This window comes from Planococcus sp. ISL-110, from assembly GCF_018613575.1.
Taxonomy (GTDB): domain Bacteria; phylum Bacillota; class Bacilli; order Bacillales_A; family Planococcaceae; genus Planococcus.
In genome coordinates this window covers 32977-51174 of the sequence record NZ_JAGGPX010000009.1, presented here as the reverse complement: position 1 = coordinate 51174, position 18198 = coordinate 32977, and the positions used below count along the sequence as shown (strand labels likewise).

The 18198-nt window shown below is 42.0% G+C and carries 17 protein-coding genes and 1 riboswitch; of the genes, 10 read left to right on the top strand and 7 right to left on the bottom strand.

From position 1 onward, the window contains the following. Positions 1 to 304: 304 nt before the first annotated feature. The 3 genes from J7I83_RS05380 to J7I83_RS05375 form a co-directional block, all read right to left on the bottom strand. Positions 305 to 1243, bottom strand: a complete 939-nt coding sequence (locus J7I83_RS05380; protein WP_215099654.1) for a Gfo/Idh/MocA family protein — start codon at positions 1241 to 1243, stop codon at positions 305 to 307. An 832-nt stretch (positions 1244 to 2075) separates the two neighbouring features. Next, positions 2076 to 2198 carry a hypothetical protein gene (locus J7I83_RS17985; RefSeq protein WP_285228674.1) on the bottom strand — a complete coding sequence of 41 codons (123 nt, stop codon included), beginning with the start codon at positions 2196 to 2198 and terminating at the stop codon, positions 2076 to 2078. A 13-nt stretch (positions 2199 to 2211) separates the two neighbouring features. Further along, the gene (locus tag J7I83_RS05375; RefSeq protein ID WP_215099653.1) at positions 2212 to 3468 is read right to left on the bottom strand and encodes a helix-turn-helix domain-containing protein; all 1257 of its coding nucleotides are present in this window, start codon (positions 3466 to 3468) and stop codon (positions 2212 to 2214) included. A 582-nt stretch (positions 3469 to 4050) separates the two neighbouring features. Between J7I83_RS05375 and J7I83_RS05370 the strand changes: the two genes are divergently transcribed. The 5 genes from J7I83_RS05370 (at position 4051) to J7I83_RS05350 (ending at position 9897) form a co-directional block, all read left to right on the top strand. After that, positions 4051 to 5844 carry an ABC transporter ATP-binding protein gene (locus tag J7I83_RS05370; RefSeq protein WP_215099652.1) on the top strand — a complete coding sequence of 598 codons (1794 nt, stop codon included), beginning with the start codon at positions 4051 to 4053 and terminating at the stop codon, positions 5842 to 5844. Next, complete coding sequence (locus J7I83_RS05365; RefSeq protein WP_215099651.1) at positions 5841 to 6383, top strand: MauE/DoxX family redox-associated membrane protein; 543 nt, start codon at positions 5841 to 5843, stop codon at positions 6381 to 6383. Before J7I83_RS05370 ends, J7I83_RS05365 begins: the two co-directional genes overlap by 4 nt. Further along, positions 6376 to 6939 carry a thioredoxin-like domain-containing protein gene (locus J7I83_RS05360; RefSeq protein WP_215099650.1) on the top strand — a complete coding sequence of 188 codons (564 nt, stop codon included), beginning with the start codon at positions 6376 to 6378 and terminating at the stop codon, positions 6937 to 6939. Before J7I83_RS05365 ends, J7I83_RS05360 begins: the two co-directional genes overlap by 8 nt. A 594-nt stretch (positions 6940 to 7533) precedes the next feature. Continuing rightward, positions 7534 to 7860 carry a hypothetical protein gene (locus tag J7I83_RS05355; RefSeq protein WP_215099649.1) on the top strand — a complete coding sequence of 109 codons (327 nt, stop codon included), beginning with the start codon at positions 7534 to 7536 and terminating at the stop codon, positions 7858 to 7860. A 42-nt stretch (positions 7861 to 7902) separates the two neighbouring features. Next, positions 7903 to 9897: a hypothetical protein gene (locus tag J7I83_RS05350; RefSeq protein ID WP_215099648.1), complete on the top strand. Its 1995-nt coding sequence runs from the start codon at positions 7903 to 7905 to the stop codon at positions 9895 to 9897. 345 nt (positions 9898 to 10242) lie between these two features. Here the strand turns inward: J7I83_RS05350 and J7I83_RS05345 are convergent, their stop codons facing one another. Next, positions 10243 to 10905 (bottom strand): sulfite oxidase-like oxidoreductase, encoded by a 663-nt coding sequence (locus J7I83_RS05345; RefSeq protein ID WP_215099706.1) that lies wholly within the window; start codon positions 10903 to 10905, stop codon positions 10243 to 10245. Positions 10906 to 10985: 80 nt separating this feature from the next. Next, positions 10986 to 11096, bottom strand: a riboswitch (SAM riboswitch). 166 nt (positions 11097 to 11262) lie between these two features. On the opposite strand from J7I83_RS05345, the gene modA reads away from it, so the two are divergent. From modA to J7I83_RS05320, 5 genes are all read left to right on the top strand, one after another. Next, complete coding sequence (gene modA / locus J7I83_RS05340; protein WP_215099647.1) at positions 11263 to 12033, top strand: molybdate ABC transporter substrate-binding protein; 771 nt, start codon at positions 11263 to 11265, stop codon at positions 12031 to 12033. Beyond that, positions 12033 to 12713, top strand: coding sequence for a molybdate ABC transporter permease subunit (gene modB / locus J7I83_RS05335; protein ID WP_215099704.1), 681 nt, complete (start codon positions 12033 to 12035; stop codon positions 12711 to 12713). The genes modA and modB overlap by 1 nt, the downstream gene beginning before the upstream one ends. A 4-nt stretch (positions 12714 to 12717) precedes the next feature. Further along, positions 12718 to 13356 (top strand): ATP-binding cassette domain-containing protein, encoded by a 639-nt coding sequence (locus J7I83_RS05330; protein WP_215099646.1) that lies wholly within the window; start codon positions 12718 to 12720, stop codon positions 13354 to 13356. An 89-nt stretch (positions 13357 to 13445) separates the two neighbouring features. Continuing rightward, the gene (locus tag J7I83_RS05325; protein ID WP_215099703.1) at positions 13446 to 14465 is read left to right on the top strand and encodes a ThiF family adenylyltransferase; all 1020 of its coding nucleotides are present in this window, start codon (positions 13446 to 13448) and stop codon (positions 14463 to 14465) included. Between the two features lie 18 nt (positions 14466 to 14483). Next, positions 14484 to 14999 carry a MogA/MoaB family molybdenum cofactor biosynthesis protein gene (locus J7I83_RS05320; protein ID WP_215099645.1) on the top strand — a complete coding sequence of 172 codons (516 nt, stop codon included), beginning with the start codon at positions 14484 to 14486 and terminating at the stop codon, positions 14997 to 14999. A gap of 130 nt (positions 15000 to 15129) precedes the next feature. On the opposite strand, the gene moaC is transcribed toward J7I83_RS05320, so the two are convergent. From moaC to J7I83_RS05305, 3 genes are all read right to left on the bottom strand, one after another. Then, the gene (gene moaC, locus J7I83_RS05315; protein ID WP_215099644.1) at positions 15130 to 15618 is read right to left on the bottom strand and encodes a cyclic pyranopterin monophosphate synthase MoaC; all 489 of its coding nucleotides are present in this window, start codon (positions 15616 to 15618) and stop codon (positions 15130 to 15132) included. A 302-nt stretch (positions 15619 to 15920) separates the two neighbouring features. Then, positions 15921 to 16733, bottom strand: a complete 813-nt coding sequence (locus J7I83_RS05310) for a DUF2382 domain-containing protein (RefSeq protein ID WP_215099643.1) — start codon at positions 16731 to 16733, stop codon at positions 15921 to 15923. 144 nt (positions 16734 to 16877) lie between these two features. After that, positions 16878 to 17699 (bottom strand): YsnF/AvaK domain-containing protein, encoded by an 822-nt coding sequence (locus tag J7I83_RS05305; protein ID WP_215099642.1) that lies wholly within the window; start codon positions 17697 to 17699, stop codon positions 16878 to 16880. Positions 17700 to 18198: the final 499 nt, after the last annotated feature.

The following is an 18198-nucleotide window of genomic DNA, read 5'->3' as shown; positions in this document are numbered from 1 at the left end:
AAGAATAATCTATGTTGAGTGAATCATTCTTAATGAGTACTATTTTGCTCCATATCTTACTTGTAACATACAATTCGGTTTTTCGTTTACTAAGAGTTACAGGATGCTCAGAAAAAGAGCGGAAGGCGGCGGCTCCTGGGGGAGAGCAGTACGAGCTGAAGACACTGGACTGAGCAAAGCGGGGGAAGCGTCTGAAGCCGCACCCCGGGAAAGCGTCCGCCTGGAGCGGTTTTTTCATCTTATATTCTCTAAAGCAATGGAAAAAAGCCAATACCTATATCCCGGTTTGCTCAAATCTTTAGCTTCACACCAGCAGTTTCGTCACTTCGCGTGAAATGGCGTGCGTATTGATGGCGGATTCCAGCTGCCCGTTTTTCACGCAGTCCATGAACTCTGCCAATTCGTAATACATCGTATCGAATTCGTGTGCTATAGACAAATCTTCTGTCCCGCCATCCCGGTATTTGATGGTGATGTGCTTCGGGTCACTGATTCGGTCGATTTCGATGATGCCGTTCTCGCCCTGGATTTCACTCGGCATAAAGGAATCCGAAATCTTCGAATACATGATGATGGCTTCCAGACCGGCATAGTTCAGAATCATGCTGCCTTGTCCATCTGCTCCTGTAGACAGGAGATAATTATTTTTCATGGCTGATTCGGGAGCACCTGCCAAATGGATAACGGGTGCGATGCCGTACACGCCAAGATCCATTTTTGCGCCGTTGCCCAGTTCCGGCTTAAAGGCATTTTCGATGACGCCGTTCTTGTAATTGTCGTAGCGTGAAGAATATTGATTGTAATGAAAAACGAAACGGCGGATCGGTCCGATTTTTTCCAAATTCTTCTTCAAATTCAGGAAAGACGGCGTCACCGTGGATTTCATTGCTTCCATATAAGTAATCTTGTGGGTATGTGAAGCTTCGATGACGCGGTCCATTTCTTTGACTGACGTTACTGCAGGCTTTTCGCACAGCACGTGGATGCCGTGCTCCATGGCCAGGATGCTTTGCTCGGCATGGAAGGCGTTGGGGGAGGCGATATAAACCGCTTCAATGTCCCCGCTGCTGAACATCGCGTTCATGTCCGTATAGACGTTTTCAACGTCATGCTTTGCCGCAAACGCATTGCCAGTTTCCGTTGTCCGTGAATAAATTGCCCCAATCGTAAATTCTGGATGCTGCTTTGCCGCTTTAATGAATCGATCGGTGATCCAATTTGTTCCGATAATGCCAAATCTCATTGCGATTCCTCCTGATAGGTAATGTACTTATCTTCTATTCTAACGCAGATTTCCAAAAAGGGAGGGGTTACTGTTTTCCTCTATGAAGCGGAAAATCAATCATGCAGATAGAAGGAATGGACAGAGAAAAAGAATTCGTATATAGCCAAATTTACGATGTTACAAAATTTATCCCGTAAAATGAATGTTTCCCTTCACTCACCGGAAAAGTGTTCGTAAATGTGTATGTAATTTAGCGAACGTCCGTAAAGTGTGTTGCCACCTTTACGGACGTTCTTTTTTATCGTATTTTGGCCCTTTTTAAAGCGTTCGGAAAGGTGTACTTTTACGAACGGTTAAATTTAAATATTCATTTTTAAACAAATTCGATGAAAGGTAAAAAAAATTAAGGGGCTTTTAAGTTATAAAAATCTTTATCATTTATCGTATTCTCAAAATATTTTGCCGATAATATGGCTAAATCCAAAACAGTTTCTAAATTAGTATACAACTAAGAATGCACCAAGCTTCTATAGACTAGAAACTTGGTGCTTCTCCTTATTGTCTTTCAGGGTCTTTTAGTAAGATTCTTCACATTATGAAATTCGTATGAGTATAAATTTAGCAGAACTAAATATGCCTTGAATATATATAGTAATGCAGCGGTAAAAACTCAACATCCATATCGGGATTAATTTTAAAGTAACATAAGAAAAATTAAACCGGTTAGTAGCTGGGTTCTGTCTATATGGGAGGTCCTCAGCATTTAATATGAGTGCTATGAATAATACTTAAATTCTTCTTAATCCTTAAAGTCACTTAGTCGATTCATGGTAAGACATTTTATAATACATCAAACTTTTATGATAGTTTCTGGTATACCAGGTTCTCCATTAATAGCATTTCTTTGAACATCTGACGTTTCGATTACTACCACAGCTAAGAGAACGGAAATCAAAATAATTAACTTTTTCATCGTATTTCCCTCCTTAAAAGTTTTTTAGCGCAACTGTACATATTTTTTGATAATGGAGAGCCATTTTATATTTATGGTTCTTTTCGTAAAATCGGGAGAAGTGATCGGCAGCAGCAATAAGGCATTCATTTGTCTGTTCTTTTGTGAGCAGATCAACAGCCTTTTTCATTAAATTTTCATAAAGTTCGTAGCTCTCAAATAGATGATGGTATTGGGCCAGTAAAAAGTAAAAACTTGCTTGGTCGATAGCTGTCAGACTGTGGACTTCAATGACATCCGCCAGCTTTTTAAATGCAAGTAAATCTTCTGTTTCAAGTAAGACATCTAGCTTAACTCGATAGCTAAGAAACAAATCTGCTTGACCACTTTCCAATTTCAGCTGGATGGCAGAGTTCAAGCAATCAATTGATTCAGCAAAGTGACCCCGGTCTTTGTGAATCAGTGCTAAATTATGGAGAAGCATTGCCTTCAATGCAATCGATTTTTCGTCGAGGATATCGAATCCCTTATGGATATAAGCTTCTGAGTCATCCGATTTTTTCTGCTCGCGTGCAATATAAGCAGATAAATTATAACAATTCCCAATCCTTTTCCAATCGTGTAAGTGGAAATAGAAATCTGTAGCTCTTTCTGAAAAAGTAAGAGCTTCAATGAACTTACGCATTTTAGAAAGTGCAAGTGCGATATTAAAGGATATTTTTGCATGAATCAATTGGCTTGTAGGGATTTCCAATACCTTTTTATAGAAATAAATGCTCTTCTCATAGTCTTTAATGAAGAAAAAATATAAACCTGAAACATGATAGTATCTTTGTTGGTGTTCTTCATTAACAGTCAATGTGGTGATGTTGAAACAGACGATTTTTTCTTGGTACAGACAAACTGCCTTATCGATAGAGTTTAATTTTATGAACGCAAAAAATTGTAAAAGATTGAAGTACATTTCTTGCTTGAGAGATGAGATGTATGAAAGTTTGCTTTCATTAATCTTTAGGAAGTGTCGGATTCCTCCGACATTTCCCTCTTCAATATTTTGATTCAATACATTTAACAGCTCTGCCAATTCACTATCGTCTTCATGAATTGACATAAAATAGCTGTGAGGAACGGATAATCGCTCAGCTATCATCGATAGTGTTTCAGCTGCAGGCATAAATCGGTTATTCTCAATATTACTAAAATGAGAAGGTGAAACGATTCCTGCGCAAACTTCTCCTGAGCTGAGACCACTAAGATTTCTTGTTCTTCGAATTCTGTTGCCTATACTCAAAAAAAGCCTCTCCTTTTTCATAGAAGGATGATTAATATTATTTTGTTTGAATCTTAAAATGAATTACAGGAAAAAAACAGGATAAAAATATATTATTACTGATAATTTTGTTGTTTCACTTAGTATAACATACGATTTCCAAATTTTATTCCATATGTGGTAATAATTGTTTGTTATATGACAAAATTTACAAACGATACACCGTCCTTTATCATTAAAAATAAGTTGCGCAACTTTTTAGAAAATATAAAAAATATATTCATTCATGATTTGTTCCCTTTTAATAAAAAATTAGGGAGCATTAATATTCTTTTAAAAAGGAGGTGAAGAAATGCTGAAAAATTTTGCCAAATCCCTTAGTGGTATATCTAGAACCCCTTGCGTTCCTGCGTGTCCGTGTGGTTATTATGAAAAGTGCGGACTCGCTTATGATGGATCAGAAGCTTGTTACTGTGTAAAAATGTACAGTTAAGTAAAACGCATTTCGTTTATGTAATTTTAAAAAATTTTTAACTGGCGGATAATTGTATTTGATTATCCGTCTTTATACATTATTTAAAATCCGTAAAAATTGGAGATAAAATGACTAATTCATATTACATAAAAGCAGTTAGATTTATATATAAACACGCTAAATTGTGGGTTATATTTTCTTCTTTTTTGGCCATAGTTACCGGACTAATCCCTTTAATGACAGTATGGTTATCTAAAGAAATAGTTAATGAAGTGTCTTTTTTATTAACGGAGGAAGGGATTATTTATAGTAAGACTGTAATAGAATTATTTATTTTACAACTATTGGTGTTCTCTTTCCAAAAAAGTATCCCAAACTTTCAAACTTATCTGAACGTTAAGTTTGAAAAGAAGATAGATTATGAACTAGAAAAAAAAGTATCAGAAAAAGCTGCAGAATCTCCTTTGTCATATTTTGAAAATCATAAATTTCATAATCATTTAGAGAGAATTCAATTTAGCAAAGGTGCCCGTTTCATGTCTCCTATACACTCAACTTTTCAGATTCTTAGATCCATTATTACTGTGGTTAGCTTAGCTTTTTATTTAGTTCAATACCACTGGTTGCTAATGGTGATTGTGGTGATCGTAGTGTTTCCTATTATTTATATTCAGATAAAGTTTGGAAAGAAACAATATCTCATGCACGTCTTTCAAACTCCTGAAGCAAGAGAACATTCTTATCTAAGTGCTCTTCTAACTGATAGAGACAGTGCCAGAGAGATAAGGCTGTTTGACTTAAAAGGCAACTTTCTTGATAGATGGGCCTTTCTCTTTAAAAAAGTAAGCAAAGAACAAGTGAATTTAGTCAAATCTAGAGAAAAGGCGAACACCTCTATAAATGTACTGTCTTCTATCCTCTATTTTATAATCAGTCTTTTTTTAATTTTAATAGCTAGAAACAAAGCGATGCAGATTGGTGACTTTGTAAGTATTTTGTTGAGTGTTCAGATGGTAGAAAAAAGTTTAATAGAAATTGCTACGAATATTGGAGAAATATATAGTGAAAATCTTTACATTAGTGATTTATTTGATTTTTTAGAATTTACCGATGCCAATCAGAAAAAAACTTCTTCTATAAAAGAAAAATCATTTTCATTTAAAAGCTCCTTAGAATTTAAAAATGTTTCTTTTAAATACCCTTATAGTGAGCAATTAGCTTTGAATAATGTAAGTTTTAAAATAAACTATGGGGAAAAAATTGCTATAGTAGGCGAAAACGGATCAGGAAAGACTACTCTTATAAACTGCTTGATGGGTCTATATCCATTAAGCAAAGGAGAAATTTTAATCGATGGAACTGATGTAGGCAAAATTAATATTAAGGAACTTCATAAAAATATAACTATTATTTTTCAAGATTACATAAAATACAACTTTTCCTTAGAAAAAAATATCACTTTGAGTAAGGAAGTAGATCAAGAAAGAATAAAAAAAGTAATTTCTAAAGCTGAAGTAGAATCAATAGTGAGCAAATTGCCTTTCGGTCTTAAGACTATTTTAGGGAAAATATTTTTAGATGGAGAAGACTTGTCAGAAGGGCAATGGCAAAAAATTGCAATTGCAAGGGCGTTATATAAGGGAGGAGAAATATTTATCTTTGATGAACCAACTTCTTCATTAGACCCGAAAGCTGAAATGAAAGTTTATGAGCAATTTGAAAATTTAACTGAGAACAAAACGTCTATATTTATCTCTCACCGTATGGCTTCTACAAAAATAGCAGATAGGATATTGGTTTTTTCAGATGGCCATTTAATTGAAGAGGGTACTCATAAAGAGTTGATTACGCTTAATAAAGAATATGCGCAACTTTATAATATGCAAGCTAAGTGGCACAGCGAAAAGGAGGTCGGAAAATGACTCACCTTGCTTTAGTTATACAAAGCTTAATCATTATTATATTTCTATCGACTTCTCTAAATAAAATTATAGACTTTAAAGAACATCTAAAGGTCGTATCTCTCTATAATTTACCTTTCATCGTACCAGGTAAGATTGTTGTGATAAGCTTGTTTTTTGTAGAATTTTTAATTTCTATAAGTCTTCTTTTAAATTACAATTATTTTTGGACTATCTTTACTTCAATAACACTTCTGGTACTCTACACATCAATTGTCATTTATCAGCTTAAAACGAGTAGCGAACAAATAAATTGTGGTTGCGGAGGATTGTTAAATTCTGAAAATTTATCAATTGAAACAGTTTATAGAAATGGCGTCTTGATCTCCCTCCTTATCATATTAATTGTATTCCCACATCCAGTAGAAGAGATACCACAAATTCTTCCATATTTAACTATAGGTCTTCTTATTGCACTTTCTTATTACTTGTACGTTGAATATAGAAACCGAGTGAAAAAAATACGATTTTTGGAAGAGGAAGTGTTTAATAATGAGTGAGACTTTATTAGTATTGGCTATAATAACGTACGGCATCATATTATTTTTAGTAATTTTAAATATTAAAATATTAAAACTTTTAGGAAGATATATTCAGCTAGTAGAGCAGATTAAAGAAAATCCTTCATTTTTCAAGCAAAATTTAATAGAAGAAATACCACCTATGAAAATTATAACTATAGGAAAACAGGAAATTGAACTAACGATTGATGATTCTACAGAAAAAGATTTTTTATTATTGTTTTTATCTCCCGGTTGTCGAGCCTGTAAGAGTATTTATAAAGAAATAAAGAGGAATATAAATTCTGATCGTGTAAACACTTTAGTAATTTCTAATGACTTATCTTTAGAAAACAATAAAGAGTATTTACGTCACTTTAATAACGAAGATATAGATTTTTCTATCAATGAAAATATTTTTCAAGATCTAAAGATTCAAGCGATTCCTCATATGATATACATGAAAAATAATCGAAAGGTTTTAAATCAAGGACATCCAGTAAGCGGAGAAAACCTTTATAAGTTGGTAGAGCAATATAGTAGTGAAACAGCCTAAATCGAGTAAGGCAATGAACTCTGCAAGAAAGTTAATTATAAAATATATATTTACATCTTAGGTATTGTTCTCGTTAGCCATATTTCCTTCTTAATGATAAAAGGGAACTCATTTGATTTTACGGCATATATTCCATAGTTATAGATGTACCGCCTACTCAATTTCCTCTGACAATTTGCAGTTGAGTTGCTAAGTAGCTGACTCATTCGAGAACATAACTATCTCACACGATGATTTTTTAAAAACATCCGGACCTCTTCTCCATGCCGGTTTTACCTGGTGCAACGTTTCTTGCTTTCTGGTTGAAGACATGTAAGCTACATATTGAAACGGGAAGCTAAGTTCATTTAACAAGAAGTCAGATGATATCTAGCTTCTAGTTGCTAATTTAAGACAAAGTGGCCTACGTACATTGCAAGGAGATTGACTGGAACTTAATAAAGCATAGTTGCGGTACACATATTTTCCGAATAATTGAAACTATTAGTATTTTTTACCGTATACACTTAAGAAGGACTTTTTATTTCCCAATATTTCATCGAAGTTTTTCTTTCTTTCGACAGCACAAAATCAAAAAAACAGGAGAGGAATTTTATGAAGTCAGGTCTTATTTTCACATTAACACTCCTGGTTCTTGGGATTGGAAACTGGTTGATTTCGTCTACATTTAACATGAACTTTGTTGACGTATCCATTCCCTTCGGAGTCGTCTGCGCAGGGTTGGCCCTTCTTAGCTTTAAAGGTGGAACCAGCCCGTATACCCGTCAATCAGACATGGAAACGAGAGGCGAAACCGGTATTCGGATGCCGTTAAAAAATAAGGCGGCATTTACCTCTTTTGTCTTTTTCGGTTCTCTCACTTATTTTATTTTTGCACTCGTTATGACGTTCGTTTTTTACAGGGAGTATTTCATTGGGTAACGGCAGTTATTCAAAATCCACTCACCGAAAGGAGGGATTTGCTTGAAAAACATTGTTCTCATCCCGTTAAAATATTTACTCGGCTTACTCGGGATACTGTTGATCAGCTGTGCTCCCGTTCTCTTTTCACCCGGTCAATTGTTCGACATTCGCTTGTTTTTCCAGACATGCTGGCAAGTACTGACTGCCTTGCTGCGCCCTGCCGAGTGGCAGCTCAATTACCGTGTTCCTGGTACGTTCGATATGGTTGATGTCTCCTTTTCACACTATTTAACCGGTCCTTATCTTTATTCCATGCCAATTTTGATTGCTGCATTACTCCTTGCACTCTTGCTGTCGTTTGGACTCGCAATGCTGGTGATGCTGTCAAAAGGACGTACAAAACCCATCATTTTGCAATCTGCAAAAGTGTTGGAGTCGTTCCCGGATTTTTCATACATATTCCTGATTCAAATCGCGGTCGTCCAAATCTATGCAATAACCGGTTACCTGGTCCTCGACTTCTACAGCCTGGGTGGCGATTTGGTTTATTTGGCACCGATCCTTTGTTTGTCGGTTCTTCCGACGCTGCTGTTCTTCAAATTGTTCGTCCTTCTTTTTGAAGCCGAATGGAAGCAGCCTTACGTGGATCTTGCGAAAGGCAAAGGGTTGGGAAATACCGAGGTTTTACTGAAGCATTGCACCTCCAATGTACTGAAAAGCTTGTTCTTCCAGTCGAAATCCATTGTGTGGCTCACCATCTCTTCGTTGCTCATCATCGAGCATCTGTTTGGAATAGAGGGCATCCTTTATTACCTAAGAAATGATTTCACACCGAAAGGGATCACGTTTATCCTCGCAACGGTTTTCACGCCGTTCTTTCTTTTTTACGCATTCGTTGAACTGATGATCAATAAAGAACGTATCGAACGGAATACTGTTTTTGGGAAGTTTAATTTGCATTTACTGGATGTCACTCAGATGTGCGCACTCATTTCCTCAATCTTCAGGAGAGAGAGAAAAGAGACGACGAAAATTTTTCCAAAGTTGCGATCGGTTTTCCTTTCGCGTTTGAAAATCACGATTCCATCCTTGATCGTTTTAGGACTGTTCTTCATTAGTCTCTTCTACTTTCTCTTTTTCGATGACCAGGTCGGCCAAACGCAATACTTATATGCAGATGATGGCAGCATGTTGAGCAGTGCCCCACATCCGCCTTCTTCCGAACTTCCATTCGGAACGGATCCTTATGGTTATTCGATTTTCCAGCAATTGCTGGTGGGCATCAAATACACCATTGCCATCACATTCATCATTGCTACGGTCCGCATCGCTGCAGGTTATGTATTCGGCTTCATCTATGTCTTCTATTTAAACAATAGAATCAGAAAAGCCGTGACCTCGATTGCCGATGGGATGCATTTCCTGCCCTTAAGCCTGCTGGTCTTTGTGTTACTCGTGCCAGTCCTCATTAATCATGGAGATTGGACCACCACCTTACCTGAACGTCTCGCTATTCAAATATTGATCATGTCACTCATTGTGTTGCCGATCACGATGAGCTCGATTGGCAACGAAATGAACGAAACACTGAAGAAAGAGTATGTGCAGAGCTCTGTCTTGATGGGTGGTTCCCTGATTTGGATTTTGGTTAAGCACATCAATCCACAGTTGTGGCCAAAGCTTGTGCTGAACTGGACACAGCAAGTCGTGCAAGTGCTCCAGATGTTTGTACATTTGGGCATCTTGTCGATCTTCGTGGGAGGTGCAGCAAGTCAGGACGGTCCCGGGCGACTTATTCCAGAAATTTATGAGCTGTCCGGAATGATTGCCATCTCCAGGGAGGCGTTCGTCACCCAGCAATTCTGGATGATCCTCCCGCCGATTTTCGTCTTCATGCTGCTGATTTACTGCTTCAATACGATAGCTGAAGGGTTGACCGAGAAAAAACGAATTATTACGCTTGAGCAAAATCAAAAAATTGAAAGTGTGTCTATATCTTTTGATACTAAAACTGAAAGATTCACGATGTTAAAAGAGAGAAACGATTTAGGTTAAACAGAGAATTCATTATCCAGTGTTTAAAGAGATAGAAAATAGAAGATAGAGTAGGTAAATTAACCTTTCCAACTTTATTTATAATGCTAAATTTTAATTATAGGAGAACGTAAAATATCTTGTGTAAATGAAATAGAAGAGAATTCTGATCAAGTACTCAGTTTACATATCGTTGATTATCGGAAGCTGCCATAAATTTTATATATGATTTAAAGAACCCATCAACCCTCGCATAAAAGGTTGATGGGTTCTTTAAAATAATAAGCAAAATAAAGTTCGAAATTGATGCAAGTTATCTCTTAAAGTGACAGTTCAGTTGCCTTGGAATCATAAGACTAGCCGGAATCAGTCGAAATCTTTTTTCTCCCATTCATCATCTGGAATTTCCAGGTCTTCCCCAGAAAAGCGCTCTTCCTTGAACGGGTCGCCGTTCATGTGGAAGCCGTTCTGCTCCCAAAAGCCCGGTTGGTTTTCATCAATGAATTCAATACCGCGAACCCATTTGACGCTTTTCCAAAAATACAGATGGGGCACTACGAAGCGCAAGGGATAGCCGTGTTTTGCAGTAAGTGGCTCGCCGTCAAGCGAATGGGCAAGCAGCACGTCCGCCCGGTCGAGATCCGACAGGGCGACATTGGTGGTGTAGTCGTAATCGCCGTGAAGCATGACGTAACCGCTTTTCGGCGTGACGCCCAATTCTTTCATCAAGTCGATAAAGCGGACGCCTGTAAACGTATTATCGAAACGGGACCAGCGCGTTACGCAATGGATATCACGGGTCACGGTCGTTTGCGGCAATTTTAATAGATCGTCGTAATGCAGGGTGACTTCCTTATCGACCTGGCCAAAGATTTTCAGTGTCCAAGCGGCCATATCGTATACAGGCACTTCGCCTTCGTGAAGAACAGGAAAGCGTTCGGTCAGGACTTGCCCCGGGGGCAGACGTTCTGCCAATGAGGGATCCACTACAGGGACCCGCGTTCGTTTGATCCGTTCGGCTTTGCTCAGCTTCATGCCATCACTCCTCTAAATAAATAAAACTCTTCCGCTAAAAAGGGGAAGAGTGGCTGTCTGTAAATAAATTCTCTTCCTCATCTTTCAGAACATTGCGGTTCTGGTGGATTTGGCACCATTCCAGTTAGTGAACTGGCGGTTGCCGGGCGTCATCGGGCCATTCCCTCTGCCTCTCTTGATAAGGTGATGCGTTATTTTTTTTATATGCCTCATTTTACCCAATCGCTCCGCTTCTTACAAGATTATTCGGAAAATTATTCAGCTTCTCTCCAGCGGGCGTTATACTGGAAGTACGTGGAGAATTTGCCGCAATGGGCAAGCTCTATTTTAGACGAATAAGGAGTCCTTGAAATGAAAAAAATGATCGGTCTTATAAGTCTGGCGATGCTCATGAGCGGCTGCAGCAATACATCTGCAAATAACGGCGAACTGCTGGTTTCGACCGCCTCCAGCCTGACAGAAGTGATGAAAAAGATGGAAGAGAAGTTTTATGAGGCAGAGCCGGATATCGAGTTGAGTTTTAACTACGGCTCCTCCAGCAAGCTGAGAAGCCAAATCGAGCAGGGCGCACCCGCGGACCTGTTTTTGTCGGCCAGCGAAAAGGATATGGCAATACTCGAATCGCAACAGCTCATAAAGTCAGACAGCATCGTGCCTTTTGCTGAAAATCGCCTGGTTCTGGCTTCTTTGGAGAAATTTCCGCAAACGGCGGATGTTGCGTCATTGTTACTAAAGACGCAGGAAACCATTGCCGTTGGAGAGCCGGACAGCGTGCCGCTTGGGGATTATACAAAGCAGGCCCTGGCAAGCCAGGGGTTGTGGGAGCCGCTTGAAGGCCGCCTCATCTATGCCAAAGACGCGCGGCAAGTCGTGACTTATGTCGAAAGCGGAAATGCCGGACTTGGGATCATTTATTCTTCCGATGCCGTTATTTCCCGGGAAATAGCAGGGACGCTCGAGGTGCCTGGACAAAGGGATCCTGTCGTTTACCCGGGGGCTGTTGTGGCGGCTTCAGAAAAACAGCAGGAAGCTGCGGCTTTTCTGGACTTTGTCACCGGTCCAGAAGGGCAGGCCATTCTGGAGGAATACGGCTTTTTGGCGCCAGAAGGAGCAACGCCGTGATGCCGTATGATCTGTCTCCGCTTTGGCTATCGTTGAGAGTCGCTATTATTTCCACGTTTTTTGTCTTTGTGGTCAGCCTGGCACTGGCACGATTGATGAACAGGCGTGACTTTTTCGGAAAAAGTTTGGTTGAAGCCTTGATTCTGCTGCCTTTGGTCTTGCCGCCAACGGTCATCGGCTTCGGCTTGATCGTCCTGTTCGGCGCCAATGGCCCACTGGGCATCTTATTGGAGCAATGGTTCGGCTTTCGAGTGGTCTTCACCTGGATAGGTGCGGCCATCGCTTCGTTCGTAGTGTCTTTGCCGCTGATGTACCAAAGTGTCCTGGCCGCCTATGAAAAAGTGGATCCGCGCTGGGAGAACGTGGCGCGGACGATGGGGGTATCCGAATGCCGTATTTTCCGGACCATCACCTTTCCGCTGGCCTGGTCGGGCATTCTCGCGGGCCTAATCCTGGCCTTTGCGCGCGGCATCGGCGAATTCGGTGCCACATTGATGATTGCCGGCTACATCCCGGGTGTTACGGAAACAGTTCCGCTGGCGATTTACTTTGCCTATGAAGCAGGGAATATGGAGAAATCCTTGTTTTGGGTGTTGATCATTTCCTCGCTTGGAGTAGCCGCCATCACCTGGGTCAACTACTGGCGTAAAAAGACCGCTATACGAATTGGGAGGGAGTGAGCCCATGCTTTTAGTGGATTTTCAGAAACAATTAGATCATTTTAGTTTGGAGATGCAATTCGAACTGGACCGGGAAATCCTGGCGCTGGTCGGTTCTTCCGGTTCGGGCAAAACCACGCTGCTGAATTGCTTGGCGGGGATTGTCCATCCGGATGCAGGTATGATTTCCTTGAATGGCCGGGATTTTTACAGCGAAGGGCAAAAGCCGCTGAAGATCCAAAAGAGAAAAGTCGGCTATTTGTTTCAGGACTACGCGTTGTTTCCGCATTTGAGCGTCGAACAAAACATCCTGTACGCGCTGCCGAAGAGGGCGGATGTATCGCATATTACCGAACTGACGAAAATACTCGGCATTACTGGCCTGCTTGGCAAATACCCGCATCAGATTTCGGGCGGTGAAAAACAGCGTGTGGCATTGACGCGTTCTTTGGCTGCTCAGCCGGATATCCTGCTGCTCGATGAACCGTTTTCAGCCTTGGATGATGCCAACCGTGACCGCTGCCAGGATGAACTGCTGCGGATCCACGAGCAATGGCAAATCCCGATCATCTTTGTGACTCACCGGATTGCGGATGCCGAAAAACTGGCAGACCGCGTCATGCGGATAGAAAACGGACAGATGATTAAAAAGACGGCATACTAATGCTGACTGCAGTTTTGGGGCGCGAATGGTAAACTTATTGCAATGAAGAAAAGGCTTGAGTGATCAAGCGACAGAAAGTGGGAACCAACGTGGATGAACGCTATTCAAGGCAAGTCTTATTCAAACCGCTTGGCCAAACCGGCCAGCAAAAGCTGGCCTTATCGACTGTCACCATCATCGGCTGCGGGGCTTTAGGATCGGCAATCGCTGAAACGCTGACACGTGCCGGCATCGGAACGATACACTTGGTCGATCGTGATTATGTAGAGCTATCGAACCTCCAGCGCCAGCAGCTTTTCACCGAAAAGGATGCCCAGCAGATGCTGCCGAAAGTCGCAGCGGCAGAGCAAAGATTGAAAGCGATTCGCAGCGATTTGCGTTTGTTCACTTATCTGGAGCATCTGGATGCAGTTGGCATGGAGAAACTGGCAGCTGTCAGCGATCTGATCCTTGATGCCACCGATAATTTTGAAACCCGCCTATTGATCAACGATGCATCGGTAAAATATGGCGTGCCCTGGATCTACGGCGCCTGTGTCGGCAGTTCGGGAGTGGTTTTTCCATTCATACCGGGGGCAAGCTCTTGTTTCCGTTGCCTGTTGCCGGTGCTTCCGGCAATCAATGAAACCTGTGATACGGTCGGCATCATCTCACCGGCGGTTCAGGTGACGGCCGCGCTTCAGTGTACAGAAGCATTGAAATGGCTGAGCGGCAACCGCGAAGCGATGCGGAAAAAGATCCATCATTTCAATTTATGGGACAACAGCCAGCTGGATATCGGCGTGGCGCGCATCAAAGATCCTGGCTGCAAAACCTGTGGACAGGACGCGGTATTCCCATCGCTCACCGAAACGGGCGTGAGCTCCTATGCTGTTTTATGCGGCCGTGACGCGGTGCAGATCTTGCCTGACCCAAATCGCCCCATTACCTTGGACGATGCGGAAAAAGTCGGCAACCGTCTGGAGGCTGGGGTGAAGCGGACGCCTTATTTTGTCGAATTAAAGGTCTTCCATCACCGCATGGTGCTGTTCGGAAATGGCCGTTTGCTGATTCACGGTGTCCATAATGTGGCAGAAGGACGGAAAATATATCATCAAGTATTCGGGTAATCTGGAGGGGGAGTTTGTATGTCGGAATCGTTCCAAACGGATCATCAGGTGCGTATGGCGGTATTGACCATCAGTGATACGCGGACAAAGGAAACGGACACCGGGGGCCAGCTTGTGCAGCGGCTTGCCTTGGATAAAGGGCTGGAACTCGTGGATTATGACGTAGTAGAAGATGACATTGCAGCCATTCGCGTCATCATGTCCGACTGGCTGGAGAAGGATGGCATTGATGTAATCGTCACCACCGGAGGAACAGGCATCGCTAAACGTGACGTCACGCTGGAAGCGGTCGAACCTTTTTTTGAAAAAGAAATTGACGGTTTTGGCGAGCTCTTCCGTTACGTCAGTTTTTCCGAAGACATTGGCACAAAAGCACTTTTAAGCCGTGCAGCAGCCGGTGTGGCCAATGATAAAGCCATCTTTGTCCTGCCGGGTTCCCGTGGGGCCGTAAAACTGGCAATGGAGCGTCTGATACTGCCGGAAATCCAGCATATCTACTCTGAATTGACCAAGCATCGTGAGTCGCGCTCTTAGTTGGCTGACGAGAAGAAGCTTCACCAATCAGTAAAATCAAAAGCCTATGGATCCGTCTCAACTGACGGATCCATAGGCTTTTTTTGCGGAATTGATGGAGTGGTGAAGTGGCCCTCGTAGTTCAGCTTCTTCAGCCGCGAGCGTAATCGCCTGATTTCCCGCCGGTTTTCTGGAGCAGCATGGTCGGGCCAATGACCATTTCCTTGCCGGCGGCTTTGCACATATCGTAGATCGTCAAAGCTGCGGCTGAAGCGGCTGTGAGAGCTTCCATCTCGACGCCCGTTGGTCCTTTCGTTTTAACTTCAGCTGTCAGCAGGACTTCAAAGTGATTGGCGTCTTCATCGACGTTCCATTGAAATTCGATATCGACACCGCTGAGCGCCAAGGGATGGCACATCGGGATGATTTGGGCAGTGTTTTTGGCGGCCATGATGCCGGCTACCTGCGCGACGGCGAAAACATCGCCTTTTTTATTGGTGCCTTCTTTGATCTGCTGGTAGATTGCTTTGTTCAGCAGAATGGACGTGGTGGCACGGGCTGTGCGGACGCTGTCTTCCTTATCAGAGACATCGACCATTTTGGCACGGCCCTGGGCATTGAAATGAGTCAGTTCAGACAAAAGGATCATCCTTTCCATATTGAGTCTTTTCAGTATAACATGGCTGGCGGCGGGGGATTGATTGATGAAAGGCTAATAAATCATTGGTGGATAGGACTTTTTATGCAGTGCGTCATCACGGTCTTGCGCTCGTGGAAGTGGCTATTGCTGATGGATTTCTAAACTCTAAATAACTTTATTTCCTATCATTCACATTTATATTCCGGTGTGCTTGAATAAACAACGCATACTTTATACATGAAAAAAGCACTGCCAGAAGCAATGCTGATTTGCATATTGGTATAAGCTTGCTTGTTGCTTTATTAATTGGTTTTATGGACCGTCCCGTGTTCTTCAACATCGGCTACTTCACGTCGAACCGTTTCATTGATGACTTGGACGTCTTGGACTTTGCGCTTGCCGATGACGATCTCTTCACGTACCACTGTCTTTTTGCCGATATCCAGCCGCTCTTCTGAAAGTGGAATATAGATGGCATCGCCTTTTTCATAAGCTTGTTTCGGCGTCAGCACCTGCTCATCTTTTTCGGCATCCGTTTCTTCAGAAAGGGGGCGCCGGTCAATAACGATTTCCTCCCGTTCCACGGGCACCTGAATTTCTCTATCCTCTTCCAGCAGCTGTTTCTGGACGTGGACCTCACCGGTCTGGACCTTTTCCTTATCGATGCTCAGGCGTTCTTCGTGAAGGGCAAGCCGCTGTTCCTCGACATTTGGGGGAGCATCAGAGAAATCACTTTTTCGATCAGCTGGCAAAGCTGTTTCCGGTTGGAAAGCAGACGCAGGTTCGCTGTTCGTATACAGGAGGAGTTTGCCGCTCTCGACTTGCCGGAAATAATGATCTGTTTCTTCCGCTTCCAATCCCATCCGGTTAAAGGCATCTTTCGTGATGTCTTCGCCGGCTAAAAAGGCAATGACCTTGCCTTTGAAATTATCCCGGTCCTGCGTGTCGACATGGACAGTGGTGTGATCGATCAGCAAGCTGATTTGTTCATCCTGTGCTGATACCAGATACAGTTCTTCTTCTGCGTATCCTGTTGCTTTCAATTCGCCGACTTTGATCAGCACTTGCGCTTGCGCATCAAAAAGGCCGATGAGTTTGTTTCCTTTTTTCTCCATGCTCAATTCCTCCCATGTCAGTTGCATCGATTGACGTTGTTTAAATTCATTTACCCGTAGTCGTGTGCCGGATAAACCTTTGGGCAACGGGACTGAAAAAAGCACAGCCGGATAAACTCGTCCGGCTGTGCTTTTTGCTGCTCATTAAAATGAGTTGCGTTCATCTTTTTTCGATGTTACCTGCTCATCAATATCCGCTTCTTCGCGGCGAACAGTCTCATTTACCACTTTAGTGTCCTGGACTTTGCGTTTGCCGACAACAATTTCTTCGCTGACGACGTCTTTCTTGCTGACCTCGACACGTTCTTCAGAAACCGGGATGTGAATGGTTTCCCCGTCGTCGTAAACGCCTTTATCCGTCAATCCATCAGTTCCAGAGTTGGCTTCCTCGTTTACCGGACGGCGCTCTACGTATACCTCTTCGCGTTCTACGGGTACTTCGATGGTTTGCTGTTCTTCCACCACATGTTTGCCGACATTCACTTCGCCTGTCTGCACGCTTTCTTTATCAACATTCAGGCGCTCTTCGTGGAGACGCAGATGTTCTTCCTCTTCATGGCTGCCGGCAGTTTTTGTACTTGCCGTTTCGGTCCCGGACTGAGTGCCGTTGTATGGCTTATAGGATGTGCCATAGTCGCTGTTGACATAAAGCACAAGCTTGCCGTTTTCTACTTGGCGGTAATATTCGTCCGCTTCGCTGCTTGCCAATCCCATTTGCGTGAAGGCGTCCCGAGTGGAATCTTCTCCTGAAATAAAGGATTTGAATTTGCTCATCATATCTTCATCTTCCTGCGTATTCAAATGAACGTCCGTCTGGCCCTGGACCATTGACAGCTGCTCATCATGCTTGGCAATTACATACATATCCTCTTCTTGATAGCCTTGTGCTTTCAGTTCACTGATTTTATGCAAAACTTCCGCTTGTACGTCGTATGCTTGAATTAAAGTTGTTTCTTTGTTTGTCATTGTCAATTCCTCCTAATAGTGATAAATCACCTGTAAAGTAAGGTAATGATAATCTACCCCGTTGTTTTTTAGAATAAACCCCGTAGTTTCTGCGGAAGAGAAAAAAGTAAGGTGGAATAAGCGCTGAGAGCCGAAAGGCAGCAAAGTGGAAATCGATAAAAAACTGGTTTGAGATAATTCGGGCAAGCCATTCCTAAAGTGTATCTTTAAGAGGTCACTGCTATCTGGGTGTTGCCTTTTTATTACATATGTACCGTGCTTTTCGGAAAAGCGGCAATAAAAGATCATTCGTTCAAGGTATATAGTTCTTTCTAGCTGCCGTGGACCAAACGAGATAAATCCATTTAACGAAACCGGTTTACATAAATTTTTAAATAAAAGATTGATTAATACGAAAATTACGTTTATATTGTAATTGTAAGCGGTTTAAATCTCTTTTTTTACCGAATAACGAAACCGGTTTCGTTATTCGGTAAAATGCGCAATACTTACTCAACAC

Coding starts and splice junctions, on each gene's coding strand:
- J7I83_RS05380 (WP_215099654.1), bottom strand. CDS start 1,243: ATGAGATTTGGCATTATCGGAACAAATTGGATCACCGATCGATTCATT.
- J7I83_RS17985 (WP_285228674.1), bottom strand. CDS start 2,198: ATGAAAAAGTTAATTATTTTGATTTCCGTTCTCTTAGCTGTGGTAGTA.
- J7I83_RS05370 (WP_215099652.1), top strand. CDS start 4,051: ATGACTAATTCATATTACATAAAAGCAGTTAGATTTATATATAAACAC.
- J7I83_RS05365 (WP_215099651.1), top strand. CDS start 5,841: ATGACTCACCTTGCTTTAGTTATACAAAGCTTAATCATTATTATATTT.
- J7I83_RS05360 (WP_215099650.1), top strand. CDS start 6,376: ATGAGTGAGACTTTATTAGTATTGGCTATAATAACGTACGGCATCATA.
- J7I83_RS05355 (WP_215099649.1), top strand. CDS start 7,534: ATGAAGTCAGGTCTTATTTTCACATTAACACTCCTGGTTCTTGGGATT.
- modA (WP_215099647.1), top strand. CDS start 11,263: ATGAAAAAAATGATCGGTCTTATAAGTCTGGCGATGCTCATGAGCGGC.
- modB (WP_215099704.1), top strand. CDS start 12,033: ATGCCGTATGATCTGTCTCCGCTTTGGCTATCGTTGAGAGTCGCTATT.
- J7I83_RS05330 (WP_215099646.1), top strand. CDS start 12,718: ATGCTTTTAGTGGATTTTCAGAAACAATTAGATCATTTTAGTTTGGAG.
- J7I83_RS05320 (WP_215099645.1), top strand. CDS start 14,484: ATGTCGGAATCGTTCCAAACGGATCATCAGGTGCGTATGGCGGTATTG.
- J7I83_RS05310 (WP_215099643.1), bottom strand. CDS start 16,733: ATGGAGAAAAAAGGAAACAAACTCATCGGCCTTTTTGATGCGCAAGCG.
- J7I83_RS05305 (WP_215099642.1), bottom strand. CDS start 17,699: ATGACAAACAAAGAAACAACTTTAATTCAAGCATACGACGTACAAGCG.